Genomic DNA, 14,906 nt, shown 5'->3' on the forward strand with positions numbered 1-14,906 from the left:
TGACTGGTACTAATAGTCCGAAGGCTTACACTTTTTTCTGGGTATGTTTGTTGTTTGCGTCCACTGTATGGTTTTGAGGCAATAACCCTTGGGGGTTTTTGTTGGGCGCTGCCCCTGTGGTGGGTGGTGTTGCATCGTAGGTTTACGGTGGTTATAGCAAGAGGGAAACACCCGGTTCCATCCCGAACCCGGAAGTTAAGGCTCTTTGCGCCGATGGTACTGCACTGGTGACGGTGTGGGAGAGTAGGTCACCGCCGGTTTTTATAGTGGGATACAAGGAAGTCCTGGACGTTTGTCCAGGACTTTTTTGTTTTAATCAACCAGTTACAAAGCAGCTATTTCCCACGTCCTTTCATAGATTCCTCGCACCTTATCCACCACCGCTCCCATACACTCATTGTTTCCTGTGAGACTAGCTGGAGCGTCCGGAGAAGACCAGATATCCCCACCGAATCGCGGTAGGCTTGAACCTATCAAGAACGCACGTATGAAAGTGAGGCACATCTGTGTCTAAGGTAAAGCCCACCACTGACGCCCGCGAGCGTGCCCGCCACGTGGCGGCACAGCAGGCCAAGAAAACCTCAAAATCCTCCACTCGCTGGATTCAGTTCACCGTCCTCGGTGTGGTTGCCCTCATCGTCGCAATCATCGCAATTGTTGTGGTCAACGGTAACCGCAACCAAATCGCAGATGTAGGCCCGGTGCCTTCCTCCGCTAACCAGTACGGCGGCATCGTCATCACCGCAGATGGCATCCAACAGAACACCAGCACCGAAGCCATCCGCGACAGCAACACCCTGGGCACCACAGAAGCCACCTACACCCTAGAAGATGGCTCTGAAGCAAAAATGCCGCTAGGAGTAGCCCTCCCTGAAGAAGCAAACAAGAACGGTGAACCCGTACGCCTGACCATCTTCCAGGACTACGAATGCGTCCACTGCGCCGACTTCGAAGCCCAGAACGCAGACATTATCGCCGAACTGGTAGCCAGCGGCGACCTCACTGTGGAAATCCGAAACCTGACCTTCCTCGACGCCCACAGCCCCACCTTCTACTCCGCCCGGGCCAACAACGTTGCCTACTCCGTAGCTAACCAAGTATCAGCCGAAGACTTCCTGAACTTCCAGAAAGAAATCTTCACCCACCAGGGCACCGGTGGCCTCTCTAACGAAGAACTCGTTGCTATCGCTGAGAAATACGGGGCAGATGTGAAGGACGACGTCACTAACAACACCTGGCGTCCTTTCATCCAGACCGTCACCCTCGAATCAGCCACTAACGGTATTAGCGGCACCCCCACCGTCTTCGCTGACGGTGAGCTCTTCAACTCCAACGACTTCAACGCCTGGATCAACCAGAAAATTGAGGCCAAGAAGAAGAGCTAAAACTTACATTGGTAAGAGGCCCCCGCAGGGCTTGCTGCCCGTATAAGAAGCTAAGCCGATAAATACAGTCATGGGGCAGCTACAGGCCTTTTCCTACGCTCAGTGGCTAGGGAAAGGGCGTAGCTGCCTCTTTCTGTGCCTAGACTGTAAAACCCACTACCAGCGGGATTCCAGACTCCGCCGGTGCGGCCGTCCGCCCCGTCACCGGGAATATGCGCAAGCCCGAAATATCAGGTACACTGGAAAAGTCTTGCCTCCTTAGCTCAGCTGGCCAGAGCACCTGTCTTGTAAACAGGGGGTCACCGGTTCGAATCCGGTAGGGGGCTCTCTTTATGCCCAAAATAGGGTGAACCGGTGACCCTTCGGAGCCGGTTTTGTTTTCTCGCGCGCTCGGAATCCGGCCAGACCCAGAGGTAAAGTGGCCTAGTACCCACCTCATAGAGATAAGGCCCAAGCCCGCATGCTCTCAACTCTCGGACGAGATGAACCTATCCGCTACATCGCCCTAGGCGACTCCTTCACCGAAGGCGTAGGCGATCACGCCCCTGAACGCCCCAACGGGGTGCGCGGCTGGGCCGACAGAGTCGCTGAACAGCTCATGCTGGCAGATCCCAAGGCCCAATACGCCAACCTAGCAATCCGCGGGCGACTGCTAGTACCCATCATCGAAGAACAGCTAGAACCTGCCCTAGAGCTTAAACCCAACCTAGTATCCCTCGTCGGTGGAGGCAACGATTCCCTGCGCCCCGGCTTTGACGTGGACTCCCTGATGGTACGCTACGATGCGGCCTTTAAAGCCCTGCTCGAGGAGGGAGTTAAGGTCTTTACCATGACCGGTTTTGACCCCGGGCCCAAGGGCTTTTTCAGCGGTAACCGCGCCCGTGTGGCTCTCTTCAATGAGCTTTTACGTGAAGTTGCAGATAACCGTGGCGTCACCGTCGTAGACTACTGGCGCATGCACGAGCTGCTGGATACGCGCTACTGGGCCCCGGACCGCCTCCACATGAACGCGGCCGGTCATACCCTCACCGCCCGCCGAGTACTAGAAACTCTCAATGCAGAAAACATCGGTATCGGCGATCCCACCATCCCCGAGCCACTGCATAAAACCCGCCTCCAAGAGGCCCTGGATGGCGCTAAATGGGCCCGAGAATTTGTGGTCCCCTGGATCGGTCGCCGCCTACGTGGCACCAGCTCAGGGGACAGTATCAGCCCCAAATACCCCACTTGGACCCGCTTTGACCTGCTACCCGAAGAAGCACCTGCCACCCTTTAACAGGTGAGCTCTAGGATTAAAAGACTTAAGCTGTTAACATCACACTTAAGATTACACGCTTGTAATTTACCTCTGCGGCAGGGGAGGACGTTGGTGCCTGGCACCTTCTGCCAAGGCGGGAAAGCGCGGTTTAAAGCCTGAGATGACTTGCGAAAAGTTAAATCCCCGGTAGAATTGATGGAAGGTTCAAACGCACCAATGAATCATGAGAAGCAGCTTGCGCACACCGGAGCAGGTAGCACCAGCACCGGCTGGCGCAAGCTTTTTGTTGGGCTCATAGGTTGCGTGGTATCCCGTAATTACCTAGACTTTAAGGCTGTTCGTAGTGGTGGCAACACCTCTCGTGCACCTAAGCTTCACCGTTTTTCCCGCGGCAGGGATTCTCATCGGCCTCTCACCCGATGGCGGATCTCAAACACTCTAGCCTTGGAGAATAACCCGGTGCTCTACCTATAGGTGACGGGACGCCCATTGCTGATCGTCAGGAAACTGTCGAACGCCAACTGCGTACCGTCATTTCGTCAACATTTGGAGGAGAAAACTATGGCAGCTGTCTGCCAGGTGACCGGAGCTGTTCCCGGCTTTGGACACAGCATTTCGCACTCGCACCGTCGCAACAAGCGTCGTTTCGATCCTAACGTACAGAAGAAGAAGTACTACGTACCCTCACTTCGTCGCAACGTAACCCTGAACGTCTCTGCAAAGGGCATCAAGGTTATCGACGCACGTGGTATCGACGCAGTAGTTGCTGACATCCTTGCACGCGGAGAGAAGATCTAAACATGGCATCAAAGGCTAAGGACGTACGTCCTATCATCAAACTTAAGTCCACTGCGGGCACCGGCTTCACTTACGTAACCCGTAAGAACCGCCGTAACAACCCCGATCGTATGGTTCTCAAGAAGTACGATCCCGTTGTCCGCAAGCACGTTGACTTCCGAGAGGAGCGCTAAACAATGGCGAAGAAGTCCAAGATTGCTCGCAACGAGCAGCGCAAGGTCATCGTTGCACGCTACGCTGAAAAGCGCCTGGAACTGAAGAAGACCCTGGTTGACGAAAACGCAACCCCCGAGGAGCGCGAAGCAGCCCGCGTAGGCCTGCAGAAGCTGCCCCGCAACGCTTCACCCGTCCGCGTTCGCAACCGCGACCAGATTGACGGCCGCCCCCGCGGTACCTTCCAGAAGTTCGGCATCTCCCGTGTACGCTTCCGCGAGATGGCACACCGTGGCGAGCTGCCCGGTGTTACCAAGTCAAGCTGGTAATCTGTAGCTGATATGGTTAGCCTTGTGAAAAGGGCTAACCCAGCCACTCACTTTTTGAAAGTCTCAGGAGGAGCATTCAATGGCTAAGAACCGTAGCGAACTCGTTGCAGAGGTTGCAGAGAAGGCTGGCACCAGCCAGGCAGCAGTGAACGGTGTGCTTGACGCACTGTTCCAGGTCTTCGAAGCATCTGTTGCACAGGGCGAGAAGATCACCATCCCCGGCTGGATGGCAATTGAGCGCACTGACCGTGCAGCTCGTACCGGTCGCAACCCGCAGACCGGTGAAACCATTCAGATTCCCGCAGGTCACGGTGTTAAGCTGACCGCAGGTTCAAAGCTGAAGGCAGCAGTCTCCACCAAGAAGTAAATTTCTTGAACAGACTTTAGAAAGGGCCACCCCACGTACGGGGTGGCCCTTTTGCTATACCTACGGGAATAACCCACCACTGCCGTGAGATAATAGGCAGGCAAGACACACCCACCTGCTAGCCGGTGGGCACCTGCCGCGCCCACTTTCAACAGGCAAGGACAACTCCTATGTTTAAGGCACCTACAGCCTCTACCCGCACCTTCATCGCAGCCCTAGCCCTCGCTACCTGCAACCTACTGGCCATGCACCCAGCCTCCGCCCACGATGAGCTAGTATCCACCAACCCCACTGACGGGGCGACCCTCACCGAAGCGCCCGCCAGCATAGAACTGACCTACAGCGGCGACATTATGGACGTGGACGGAGCCAACCAGGTGCGCGTCACCAACACCGCCGGTGAAAGCGTCACAGACGGCAGCCCCCAAGTAGAAGGCACCGGAGTCACCCAAAACCTAGCACCCACCAATGATGACACTTACACCGTCACCTGGAGAGCCGTCTCATCCGACGGCCACCCCATCCAGGGAACCTTCACCTACACCGTAGAGCAGGGCAACAATACAGCCAGCTCTGCTACACCGGTCACAAGCCCAGGGGATGCTGAACCCTCAGCAGAACACACCGGCAGTACCAACACCACCACAACCGCTCCTGACCCCATGAGCCAGGTAGGGGAGGGGCTACCCACCTCTCTCAAAGCCATGCTGGCCCTCCTGGCAGTAGCAGCCTTAGGTTCAGCGCTAGTAATCGTACTGGCTAAAACCAAACGCCAGTAAAACAGCTAACTCCCACCCCGCCTTAAAGACCCTCAAGAAGAATCAGGTATGAACATGGCAGCACACGAGATGGTGCGGGGCCTCAAAAGCCACTGGATATGGGCCTTCCCCCTCGCCTCCCTCCTAGCCCTGGTAATGACCCTACCCATCACCGGCTCAACCTCCGCCACAGACCTAGCGGACGCCGGTGCCCTAGTACGCTGGGGCCTGCCAGTAGCCGAGAGCCTCCGCAACTTCTCAATGGCCGCAACCATGGGCTCTATCATCTTTGCCCTAGGCCTGGTGCCCCGCTTCCTTGACTCAGCTAAAGGCCAGACCAAGATCAACATGGCCCATGCCACCGATGCAGCCCAACGGCAAAAGAACCTGCACCGCACTGAACACCCAGCTTTTAGAAGAACCCTGACACTGGCGTCCGCATCTTCCATCACCTGGACTATCGCCGCCATTACCGTACTCATTTTCAACTACGCCAGCATCACAGGCCGCTCCCCCTCCAGTGGAACCGAGTACACCTCAGAACTCATCAGCTACATCACCACCATCGACTCCGGCAAACAAGAAGCCACCAGCATCATTGTGGCCGCGACCGTAGCAACCCTCGTCTGCGCGGTACGGTCACTGACCGGTCTACTGCTAACCCTGGGCCTATCCATGATCAGCATTGTGGCCATGGCCCTAGGAGGGCACTCCTCAGGCGGTAGAGACCACATGGGGGCAGTCAACTCCCTGGGCCTACACCTCGTAGGGGTAGTGCTCTGGTGCGGCGGGCTGATGGTACTAGCTTTCATCTCCCGCGACATCACCGGGGACCAAGCAGGCACCGGCACCCTCACTGAGAAGCAGAGAGGGGCGGTGCCAACGTCCGCCCGGCGTGTGCCCCTGGCCCTTGCGGTGCTGAGCCGCTACTCCGCCCTAGCCCTGCTAGGGTTCCTACTACTAGCTGTCTCTGGCGCCATCAACGCCCTGGTGCGCCTCAACACCCTGAGCGAACTCTTCACAACCACCTACGGGGCGCTAGTAGTCGCCAAAGTCATGCTCACCCTGGTACTAGGGGCAATCGGCGTCATTCACCGCCTACGGCTACTGCCCATGATGCGCTCAGGCCTCACCAGCGCTACCCGAGGCATCTGGTCCGCTATCGCCTGCGAACTGATCATTATGGGCGCCGCCAACGGCCTGGCTGTCTCCCTCTCCCGCACCCGGCCCCCCGCCCCCCAGACCCTGGACGCTCACGCCGAGCCCGTCCGCATCATCACCCTCTACGACATGCCCCCAGAACCGCACCTCACCCAGTGGTTCACCCAGTGGCGCTTTGACTGGTTCTGGGTAGCCTTCATCAGCTTCGCAGCCTTCGCCTACATCTGGGCCCTGCACAAAGTACGGCACAGCGGCGGGCACTGGCCCATGGCCCGCACCATCTCCTGGTTCCTGGGCCTTCTGGTGCTGCTCTACATCACCTGCGGCGCCCTGGCCGTCTACTCCAAGGTGCTCTTCTCCGTGCACATGGTAGAGCACATGCTCCTGACCATGGTCTGCCCCATCTTCCTAGTACTCGGGGCCCCCGTTACCCTATTCTTGCGTGCCTTGGAACCTCGCGCCGATGGCACCCGCGGGCCGCGCGAATGGATCCTACGCCTGGTACATTCAGGCTGGTCTAAAGTAGTCACCAACCCCATCTTCGCAGCCGTTCACTTTGCCGGGGCAATCGTCATCGTCTACTTCACCCCCCTCTTTGGGGTCATGCTGCGCTACCATGTAGGCCACGAGTTCATGCTGATTCACTTCCTGCTGACCGGCTACATCTTCAGCCTGGTGCTCATCGGCATAGACCCCCTGCCCCACCGCCCCACCTACCCCATGCGCCTGATCATGATCATTGCGACCCTGGGGTATCACGCCTTTGTGGGGATCTCCATCATGCAAATGGACACCTTGCTTCAAGCCTCCTGGTTCGGTAATTTAGGACGCCCCTGGGGCCTATCTGCCATTGAGGACCAGAAACTAGGGGGCTCACTCATGTGGGCTATCGGCGAGATACCCACCATGATTATTGCCGTCGCTGTTGCGGTGCAATGGTCCATGAACGATAAGAAAATACAAAAACGAATCGACCGCCAAGCCGACCGTGACGGTGATGCCGAACTGAAGGCCTACAATGACATGTTCGCGCAACTAGCAGAAAAGGACGCCCGCCGCCGCTAAAGGCCCCTAGGGTAGACTGAAGCCTACACACGATAGACCAAAGCCCGGGCAGAATATTCTGCCCGGGCTTTAGTCATATCCTTTTCCCTCAAAGAACCTACCTACGCGGAGGCCTGGCCCCAAGGCTGAGTAGGGTGGGCGGTCGTCCCAACCGGCTCAGCAAAACGAGTGCCGCCGGACTTTGCCTGGCCACGGACTGAAGGAACAGTAGGGATAGGGTCACTGAGTGGGCTGACCTGCTCCAGGCGGGCAGAAATTTGAGAGATCTTGTCAAACAAGGTCGATGACGAGGGAGCTGCAGCGTGCTGGGTCATGAGAAGCCTCCAAACATCGTTAAAGATGAAATACAAAGGGCGGTAAAGAGCCAATAAAACTCTGCACCAGGCTCAAAAGCCTCTTTAATGTAACCACCCTCAGACCGGATTTCTCTCCCGTTTAGCTGGGAGAAACCTCGTAAAAAAACCGTTTGGGGGACACCGCCGACGAACCTCACCTGGTACGTGATCTGCGCGCAGTGAACTAGGCGAAAGCTCACCTAACTATCCGGGGTAAAAGTAAGAGCCTCACCGTCAGCCGTGAGGGAACCAGCAAGCGTGAACATGACGGTCTCAGTGACCTGCTGGGTCTTACCGGTATAAAGATCAAGCTCAGTAAAAGAAATCTCTGCCTCACCGCTGCTCTTACCCAGCGCCCACTTACCCCCAGCCAAAGTAACCTGGGCCTGAGGGTACTCGGTCACCAGCCAGGTAACATCGCCATCGACCCGGCCCGAAAAATCGTATTCAAAAGGGCAACCGGCAGGGTAGAGCGAATTCTTTGTAGCACAGGTATCAAGATAGGTTTTTACCTGCTGCTGCACCGACGTTGCCGCAGTTTCTGAGGGGGTTAGCTCTACAGCCAGGGGCAAGGGCTCACCGGCCGGTGCTGTCACCGCCACCGTCTGCGAACTGGCGGTGTAGAGAGCCGACTCATAAGTGACCGTGTAGGAGCCAGGGTAGAAAACCGCAAATTCCCGTGCACCACCCTCAACCGAAACCTTGGTGTTGTTGAGAGTAGCTGCCTCCACCGAATTGGAGGTAACTTCTACGGTTGGCAGCTCACTGGCATCAATCTGCCAGCGGTCAAAAACACCCCAGTGAGAACCCACCTTATGAAGATGAAAATCCGTGCTACCTTCCTGCCCCTCTAACGTATAGGTAACGGTCACAGTAGCCCGCTCCCCACCATCGGTTACCGTAACCGCCTCAGCGGAGAGATGTTTCATCCCAGTCAAAGACGCCTGCAGGGCATCCCCATCGAGCATAGCGACGCTAGCCTCTGGCACCTGAGCCCCCAAAATACCCAGGGCTTTAGAGCCATCCCCCTCTCGCACAGCAGCGAAATAGGCGCGCACCTGCCCCTCAGGGCCGTACACCAGACGGTTGATAAGAGCTAAGGACGCCAAAGCAATGAGGATGGCAGCGAGTACGCCCACCAGCCACCAGGCTAAGACACGGTCTACTGAAGTTCTAAAATGCACCACCCTTTAAATGTAGCTCACACACGCTTACACCCCGTTTGTGTCAGACTGCCGATAGAGTAGAGCCATGGCAGAACACGCTCACCAGGTACCCGACAAATACGGGGCCGTCACAAAGATTTTTCACCCCCGCATCAACTCTTACCACCGCCGCCTCATCGCGGGCCTACCTGCGGGCGTCCTGGCTTTAGCCTGTATCTGGTTCATGCTGGCCAAGCGCCCCACCCCAGTCTTTATGGTGCTCCTAGGGCTTATTACCTTAGGCGCGCTCTTCGCGATCTACTCCACCTTGCGCCCACAGATTGTGGTGAAAACCCAGACCCATGTGCTGAGCGGGCGACTCTTTGGCTGGCAGGCCGCAGAACTTGACCACATCTCACAAACTGTTTTCGCTGAACGCCTGACCCCCCGCCAGGCTGCTACCAAGGAACTAACTGGCATAGCAGCCCTACGCTATAAAGGGGTCCCTGCCCTGTGGGCTGTCAACGCTAAGAACAAGCGTATTTTCCGCCTCGATGGGCGCATCTGGGATGCTAAGACCTTGCGCTCTATTGCCACCTCTATCGCCCCGCAGACCACCGTCTACCAGGCCATCAACGTGACTCAGATGAACAAGCAACACCCCGGCCTGGTGACCTTCAACGAACTCCACCCCGGCTGGAAATCCACCACCGTAGGGGTTATCTCCCTGCTCTTCCTACTAGCCCTACTTGTTGCTGCGGTAGTACCGGAAGAGACCCTACAACAGTTCAACATTCTCTAGCACGGCGCTCGCTCATAAAAAATCTCGCTCATAAAAACTATGGCCCGGTGCCTTCCCCCCCATGAACCAGGGAAAGCACCGGGCCTGAGTGCACCTAGAAAGGACCGGACTCAGCACCACTAGACTCAGCACCACTAGACTCAGCACCACTAGACCCAGCACCACTGGGCCCAGAACTACTGGCGCTCGATAACGATAGTTTCGTACTCCCCATCATCTACCGCCTCGGCATCAGCCTCTACATGGTTGTAATAGTCGGCGTTGACTTCAGTAATGATGTCTTCAATAAAACTAATGACCTTATTACCGCCAAAGACGGGGCCGCCTGCTAGAAGACCGTCCGCCCCAAGAGCAAGAGAGCCGGGGGTGCCGCTGCCGAAGAGGGCTTGAGTTTTAAAACCTGGATCAACAAAACACTGCACATCGGTGGTAAAAGTGAAATGCTGGATATTGCTGTCAGTTGATACCACAGGGTGAACACCTAGCATAGGTAGCTGCTGCTGCCACTCATCAATCTTCGCGATGACCTCGTGGCAGTGGCCGCAACCGGGAGAAACCCAGATGAGGACGCGTGCCTGCTGCGCAGCAAGCTCACGAAGCGTCGTGGCCTGACCGGTGCCAGGCTCCTGGGAAGGGTTTGTTACAGGGTAATGGAGAGCAGCATAGGGGATAGGGGTACGCACATATTCACCCTGCTCATCCACAGGAAATTCGAGGGCAGAGGGGGCACCCTCTGTGCCACTTACAGGAACAAGCTCAGAACGATAAATGGCCCAAAGAGTCAGCGAGGCCAGACCTGCACCAATGACCCACAGCCAGCCATGAGCATCAAGAGCCAAAAGCATGGTGAAAGCTGACCCGCCGGTGTTTAAAGCCCCGATGAGCGCGCCACAAGCAGCCAGCAAAAGGGCAGTATTGCGCACCAGAGTGTACACCGAGATAGGAGCAGTAGATGCTGAACCGAAGCAGTTACAGCTAGCGGTATTACCCTGAACAACGGCCCGTGCAATGAACACCCAGTAGCCGATAAAAAGCAGTACAGCAGCTACGGCAGCGAGCACCTGGATAAGACCGGGGGCAAAGAAAAGGACGGCTGCTAGCGCCAGCTCTGCCCAGGGCAGGGTACGTGCAACCAGCTTGACCGGTAACCATTGATCTAACTTGAGGTTGACGATAGCGGTGACGGTGCTGGCAGGCTCTTTAGCCTTGGCGTAACCGCTCACCGCCAGCGTCACGATAATGGTGAGCGTACAAAGCACGAGGGGAGTCATAGTCTGCTTTCATGCGAGTGACATAAGATGATGTGCTCTTAAGATTACTCTTTTGCACCACCCTGGTAGGGGTGTACTACGCCACTAGTTCCTTTCCCTATTTCTTGAATATCTGCGGTAGGGCAGCAGCAAGGGGCCGGTAGAGTACGGTATTTTTGAAGTGTGCTATTTTCTGATCAGGATATCCGCAAAGAAATTGATGCTGGGCGCATTGCCCTAGAGCCCTACGACCCGTCAATGATTCAGCCCGCCTCGGTGGACGTCCGCATTGACCGCTTCTTCCGGCTCTTCGATAACCATAAATACCCCTACATTGACCCTTCGCAGGCTCAAGAAGATCTCACCCGCTTGGTTGAGGTTGCACCCGATGAGCCCTTTGTGCTGCACCCGGGTGAATTCGTGCTGGGCGCCACCTACGAGAAGGTGACCCTGCCCGATAACATCGCGGCCCGGCTTGAAGGTAAATCGTCTCTGGGGCGTTTGGGGCTGCTCACCCACTCCACCGCCGGTTTCATCGACCCCGGCTTCTCGGGGCATGTAACCCTGGAACTGTCGAATATGGCGACCTTGCCGATTATGCTGTGGCCCGGCTCTAAGGTAGGTCAGCTCTGCTTCTTCCAGCTCACCAGCACCACCGAACACCCCTACGGTTCAGGAGCCTACGGTAACCGCTACCAGGGCCAGCGTGGCCCTACAGCCTCGCGTAGCTACCTCAACTTCCACAAAACTCTCATCCCTACCGACACCTCAACCAGCTAAAGGAGCCCCATGCGCGGCTTGTTGCTTCACCCTGCAGACGTTCCGGTGCTGGTGGTCTTTGAGGACGCCTCAGACTGGTTGTGGGAAGAAACCTTGCGAGCCTGGGGGTCCCTGGCCCCGCAGGTCATCGATTCTGTGACTGACGCTGACACCGAGGGCCTGCGCCTAGTCGTGCTAACCCAGCGTCCGGGGACTGAAACGGTAGCTGCCTACCCCAAGAGCCTTGAGGTCACCACCATCGATAGCTCTGATGAGAAGCGGGCTGCAGAGCGCCTGACAGTGCAGGTGACTATGCACCTCCTTAAAGCGCACGCTGGTAAAAAGCACCTGCTGCATGCTGCTGCCCTGGGGAATCCTGAGAGCAAACAAGCTGTGGGGCTGGTAGCCGCCTCTGGTACAGGCAAGACAACAGCAGCCAGAAAGCTTGGGGCCTCCCTGACCTATCTCAGTGATGAGACGGCTGTCATCAACATCGATGACTTGAGCATCATGCCCTACCCTAAGCCTCTTTCGGTGATTGAGAATGAGAATGAACCCAAGGTGCAATATGACCCGGCCCAGCAAGGCCTGAAAGTCGCTGAACCGGGCAGTACCTATACCCTCTCGCACCTGGTTATCCTCGACCGGGATAAGACCGGCCAGGCCCCGGTAAGCTGGGAACGCCTACCCCTAGATGAGGCCCTGTTTGCCATTGTTTTACAGTCTTCAGGGGTGCAACAGATGCCGCGGGGGCTAGAGGAACTAGCTCGTCTGCTCAACCGCGTAGGCGGAGCTATCAAACTGACCTATAGCGAAATTTCTGACACAGTTCCTTTCTTTGAAGAACTTCTTGCTGGGCAAGAAAAAGCTGCTCCTTTGGTGCAGGAGTTTCTATATCAGGCAGCGCCGGTTACTGGGTGCGAGGACGAGCGTGAGCAAGAAGCGCTCGCAGACGGTACAGCCTATTTCCGCCGGGCTGAGGGTACTGAAGTTTTAGCTATTGATGAGAAGTTTCTGCTGACAACTAAAGGGATTCTTTCTCGAATCTCTATTACTGCGTTTGATATTTGGACTTTTCTTGAAACCCCTCGCAGCTACGAAGAAGTGTACGAGAAAATGCAGGAACTCTACGGCGTCATTGACCGTGAAAGCTTTAGCGTGGCGGTAGAAGAGATGGTGAAGACTCAGATGATTGTGCCTTATGGAGAATACTCCTCTGCGCCATCAGTGAGTTCGCACCGTGAGTAAGTCAGAAGGTAAAGAAGGGGGCCCAGCTATGAGGCTGGGCCCCCTTCTTTCTCTTCTTAGAGCTATTTTCTTTTCTTAGAGCTGCTTGTGCTCAGGTGCCGATAAAGTAGCCTGCTGCGGGTCCTTAATAGGAATCATCAACAGTAGGCCAGCCAGGAGCACAATGACGATGCCCATGATGCCCCAAACCTGGCTGTCCATCAGGGTGACGAAAGTGCCAAAGAGGGCAGGGGCTAGGAAGCTGGCGGCGCGGCCGGTGGTGGAGTACAGCCCGTAGATTTCGCCCTCTTGGCCTTCTTCTACCAGACGCCCCAGGTAGGAGCGGGCTGCTGACTGGGCAGGGCCCACAAAGGCGCAGAGGGTGAGGCCGCAGACCCAGAACATGGTGGCTGACGGCCACGCCAGTAGGGGGAGAGCCGCTGCCATGAGCGCCACCAGGGAGAAAATGATGACGCGTTTGGGGCCAAAGCGGTCATCGAAGAAGCCACCGAGGACGGCCCCGGCACCGGCGACGATATTGCCGAAGATGGCAAAGATAATGACCCGATGAGTGCTAAAACCAAAGGAACCTGCCGCGAGTATGCCACCGAAGGCGAAAATGCCGTTGAGACCATCACGGAAGACAGCAGAAGAGACCAAAAAGTAGAGAGTGGTGGGGGCCTGGCGGTAGAGTCTGCCGATGGTGGCAAAGAGCTGCCGGTAGGAGGCCAGAACACCTGCACGGGGGACGTCCGCACGCACCGGCTGCGGCAGAGAGCGCACCTTAAGAATCAGGGGCAGAGAGAACACCAGGGCCCAAACCGCTGAGAAGAGGGCAACAGCGCGGATGTTGAGGGAGTCGTCCTCGGTGATGCCCAGCAGGCCGGGGGATATGAAGCCAAGGAGCACCAGCAGCAGGGCCATAATGCCGCCAAAGTAGCCCGCAGCCCAGCCGATGCCACTCATCTTGCCGATGGTCTGCCGGGTGGAGATCGTGGGCAAGATAGCGTTGTAGTTCACTACCGCAAACTCGTTGACCAGGTTGCCCAGGGCAAGAAGAACAACACCCCAGATGAGATAGTCGGGGCTGGGTGCCACGAAGAAGCAGAGGGCCATGATGAGAACCAGAAGCAGACTATTGACAGTCAGCCAGAGGCCACGGCGGCCAGTGATATCAGCCCGCTGGCCTGAGAGCGGGGCGAGGGCTGCGATGCAGAAACCTGCGATGGTTAGGCCGGTAGAGAGAACTGCTGAGGTGTGTTCGGTGCTGCCAAAGCTGGAACTGGTGATGTAGACCGCAAAGACGAAGGTGGTCATGATGGCGTTGAAGCTGGCGTTACCTACGTCCCAGAGGGCCCAGGCTAGGAAGGTGGAGCGAGTCGCGGAGGTGGTGGCTCCGGGGCTGCCGGTTGCTGGTGTGGTCATGGCTATATGGTATCGGCTGAGCTTTCTTGATGGGCTAGTGAAACGGTTAATGAGATGCTAAATGCAGGCTGGCCCCGCTCAGCAGTGAGCGGGGCCAGCCGTAAAAGAGGGCTATCGGTCAGCTTAGACTTCAGCCTGTGAACCAGAATCAGAATCGACCTTAGTCTCAAGCTGACGCTGAGCGCGGGTGATACTGACCTTGATGATAGTGCCCACCAGGCCGGTAATCAGGGACCAGATGATGATGTCGCGCCAGCGCTCATCGTCATCGGGGTTATTGGCCGGTGGCTCATTGCCGGTAATTTTAGTCCAGGTTGCACTCAGGATTTTGTTGGACAAGGCAACACCGCCGAGTGAAGCAGCGGTTCCTACAATCTTGATGAGGGGGTTCATGGAGGTTCCCTTTCGGTAGCTGGTAGGGGGCTCTCAGAGAGCTACTGGCACTAACACTATCAGTACTGTGTAAATGTGGGCAGCTAGTGATACCTGCTGTCACAAAAGTTTGTATCTTTTCTTTGGCGGCATGACCTGCTTATACTACAAAGGCGTTCAGAAAGAACGTCCGCCCACGGCGGAAACGACAGGGGAGCGCCCACACCGGGCGCTGAGAGTGCACACGCAGACCCTCGAACCTGATCCGGTTAGTACCGGCGCTAGGGAGTCGAAAAAGCGGCAGGCTATGAGCCTTG

General features: G+C 56.7%; 16 protein-coding genes, 1 tRNA gene, 1 rRNA gene and 1 riboswitch. Of the genes, 13 read left to right on the forward strand and 5 right to left on the reverse strand.

All coding sequences use genetic code 11. The features are described from left to right. The first annotated feature begins 143 nt into the window (after positions 1-143). The 10 genes from rrf (at position 144) to ACED87_RS00050 (ending at position 7,274) form a co-directional block, all read left to right on the forward strand. Positions 144-260: ribosomal RNA gene (gene rrf, locus ACED87_RS00005) — 5S ribosomal RNA — on the forward strand. A 246-nt stretch (positions 261-506) separates the two neighbouring features. After that, positions 507-1,385: a DsbA family protein gene (locus tag ACED87_RS00010; protein ID WP_449081920.1), complete on the forward strand. Its 879-nt coding sequence runs from the start codon at positions 507-509 to the stop codon at positions 1,383-1,385. 252 nt (positions 1,386-1,637) lie between these two features. Continuing rightward, positions 1,638-1,711, forward strand: a tRNA-Thr gene (locus ACED87_RS00015). Positions 1,712-1,845: 134 nt separating this feature from the next. Next, a complete protein-coding gene (locus tag ACED87_RS00020) occupies positions 1,846-2,661 on the forward strand; it encodes an SGNH/GDSL hydrolase family protein (RefSeq protein ID WP_449081922.1) in 816 nt (271 codons plus the stop codon). A 543-nt stretch (positions 2,662-3,204) separates the two neighbouring features. After that, positions 3,205-3,441, forward strand: coding sequence for a 50S ribosomal protein L28 (gene rpmB / locus ACED87_RS00025; protein ID WP_083090534.1), 237 nt, complete (start codon positions 3,205-3,207; stop codon positions 3,439-3,441). Positions 3,442-3,443: 2 nt separating this feature from the next. Further along, positions 3,444-3,614 carry a 50S ribosomal protein L33 gene (gene rpmG, locus ACED87_RS00030; protein WP_185173514.1) on the forward strand — a complete coding sequence of 57 codons (171 nt, stop codon included), beginning with the start codon at positions 3,444-3,446 and terminating at the stop codon, positions 3,612-3,614. 3 nt (positions 3,615-3,617) lie between these two features. Further along, entirely contained in the window at positions 3,618-3,923 is a 306-nt protein-coding gene (rpsN, locus tag ACED87_RS00035; RefSeq protein WP_237187198.1) for a 30S ribosomal protein S14, read from the forward strand. Positions 3,924-4,002: 79 nt separating this feature from the next. Beyond that, the gene (locus ACED87_RS00040; RefSeq protein ID WP_237197087.1) at positions 4,003-4,290 is read left to right on the forward strand and encodes an HU family DNA-binding protein; all 288 of its coding nucleotides are present in this window, start codon (positions 4,003-4,005) and stop codon (positions 4,288-4,290) included. Positions 4,291-4,460: 170 nt separating this feature from the next. Next, complete coding sequence (locus tag ACED87_RS00045; RefSeq protein ID WP_449081926.1) at positions 4,461-5,069, forward strand: copper resistance CopC family protein; 609 nt, start codon at positions 4,461-4,463, stop codon at positions 5,067-5,069. 48 nt (positions 5,070-5,117) lie between these two features. After that, on the forward strand, positions 5,118-7,274 hold the full coding sequence (locus ACED87_RS00050) for a cytochrome c oxidase assembly protein (RefSeq protein WP_449081928.1): 2,157 nt from the start codon (positions 5,118-5,120) through the stop codon (positions 7,272-7,274). Between the two features lie 101 nt (positions 7,275-7,375). Here the strand turns inward: ACED87_RS00050 and ACED87_RS00055 are convergent, their stop codons facing one another. Continuing rightward, the gene (locus ACED87_RS00055) at positions 7,376-7,588 is read right to left on the reverse strand and encodes a hypothetical protein (RefSeq protein ID WP_449081929.1); all 213 of its coding nucleotides are present in this window, start codon (positions 7,586-7,588) and stop codon (positions 7,376-7,378) included. A gap of 221 nt (positions 7,589-7,809) precedes the next feature. Beyond that, positions 7,810-8,793: a hypothetical protein gene (locus ACED87_RS00060; protein ID WP_449081931.1), complete on the reverse strand. Its 984-nt coding sequence runs from the start codon at positions 8,791-8,793 to the stop codon at positions 7,810-7,812. Positions 8,794-8,860: 67 nt separating this feature from the next. Between ACED87_RS00060 and ACED87_RS00065 the strand changes: the two genes are divergently transcribed. Next, complete coding sequence (locus ACED87_RS00065) at positions 8,861-9,556, forward strand: hypothetical protein (RefSeq protein ID WP_449081933.1); 696 nt, start codon at positions 8,861-8,863, stop codon at positions 9,554-9,556. Positions 9,557-9,732: 176 nt separating this feature from the next. On the opposite strand, the gene ACED87_RS00070 is transcribed toward ACED87_RS00065, so the two are convergent. Beyond that, positions 9,733-10,827 carry a MauE/DoxX family redox-associated membrane protein gene (locus ACED87_RS00070; protein ID WP_449081935.1) on the reverse strand — a complete coding sequence of 365 codons (1,095 nt, stop codon included), beginning with the start codon at positions 10,825-10,827 and terminating at the stop codon, positions 9,733-9,735. 162 nt (positions 10,828-10,989) lie between these two features. Here ACED87_RS00070 and dcd point away from each other — a divergent pair, with 162 nt between their 5' ends. Both dcd and ACED87_RS00080 read left to right on the forward strand, forming a co-directional pair. After that, positions 10,990-11,586 (forward strand): dCTP deaminase, encoded by a 597-nt coding sequence (gene dcd / locus ACED87_RS00075; protein ID WP_449081937.1) that lies wholly within the window; start codon positions 10,990-10,992, stop codon positions 11,584-11,586. 9 nt (positions 11,587-11,595) lie between these two features. After that, positions 11,596-12,813 (forward strand): hypothetical protein, encoded by a 1,218-nt coding sequence (locus tag ACED87_RS00080; RefSeq protein WP_449081939.1) that lies wholly within the window; start codon positions 11,596-11,598, stop codon positions 12,811-12,813. Positions 12,814-12,888: 75 nt separating this feature from the next. Here the strand turns inward: ACED87_RS00080 and ACED87_RS00085 are convergent, their stop codons facing one another. Together ACED87_RS00085 and ACED87_RS00090 are read right to left on the reverse strand one after the other, a co-directional pair. Further along, entirely contained in the window at positions 12,889-14,217 is a 1,329-nt protein-coding gene (locus ACED87_RS00085) for an MFS transporter (RefSeq protein ID WP_449081941.1), read from the reverse strand. 123 nt (positions 14,218-14,340) lie between these two features. Continuing rightward, a complete protein-coding gene (locus tag ACED87_RS00090; protein ID WP_449081943.1) occupies positions 14,341-14,610 on the reverse strand; it encodes a DUF4235 domain-containing protein in 270 nt (89 codons plus the stop codon). 179 nt (positions 14,611-14,789) lie between these two features. After that, positions 14,790-14,894, forward strand: a riboswitch (TPP riboswitch). The last annotated feature ends 12 nt before the right edge of the window (positions 14,895-14,906 follow it).

It is taken from the genome of Rothia sp. 32237D007AR (assembly GCF_053544675.1).

Bases quoted from the DNA above. Each gene is read 5' to 3' on its own strand.
- ACED87_RS00020 (WP_449081922.1), top strand. From the start codon at position 1,846: ATGCTCTCAACTCTCGGACGAGATGAACCTATCCGCTACATCGCCCTA.
- rpmB (WP_083090534.1), top strand. From the start codon at position 3,205: ATGGCAGCTGTCTGCCAGGTGACCGGAGCTGTTCCCGGCTTTGGACAC.
- rpmG (WP_185173514.1), top strand. From the start codon at position 3,444: ATGGCATCAAAGGCTAAGGACGTACGTCCTATCATCAAACTTAAGTCC.
- rpsN (WP_237187198.1), top strand. From the start codon at position 3,618: ATGGCGAAGAAGTCCAAGATTGCTCGCAACGAGCAGCGCAAGGTCATC.
- ACED87_RS00040 (WP_237197087.1), top strand. From the start codon at position 4,003: ATGGCTAAGAACCGTAGCGAACTCGTTGCAGAGGTTGCAGAGAAGGCT.
- ACED87_RS00045 (WP_449081926.1), top strand. From the start codon at position 4,461: ATGTTTAAGGCACCTACAGCCTCTACCCGCACCTTCATCGCAGCCCTA.
- ACED87_RS00050 (WP_449081928.1), top strand. From the start codon at position 5,118: ATGAACATGGCAGCACACGAGATGGTGCGGGGCCTCAAAAGCCACTGG.
- ACED87_RS00055 (WP_449081929.1), bottom strand. From the start codon at position 7,588: ATGACCCAGCACGCTGCAGCTCCCTCGTCATCGACCTTGTTTGACAAG.
- ACED87_RS00065 (WP_449081933.1), top strand. From the start codon at position 8,861: ATGGCAGAACACGCTCACCAGGTACCCGACAAATACGGGGCCGTCACA.
- ACED87_RS00070 (WP_449081935.1), bottom strand. From the start codon at position 10,827: ATGACTCCCCTCGTGCTTTGTACGCTCACCATTATCGTGACGCTGGCG.
- ACED87_RS00080 (WP_449081939.1), top strand. From the start codon at position 11,596: ATGCGCGGCTTGTTGCTTCACCCTGCAGACGTTCCGGTGCTGGTGGTC.
- ACED87_RS00085 (WP_449081941.1), bottom strand. From the start codon at position 14,217: ATGACCACACCAGCAACCGGCAGCCCCGGAGCCACCACCTCCGCGACT.
- ACED87_RS00090 (WP_449081943.1), bottom strand. From the start codon at position 14,610: ATGAACCCCCTCATCAAGATTGTAGGAACCGCTGCTTCACTCGGCGGT.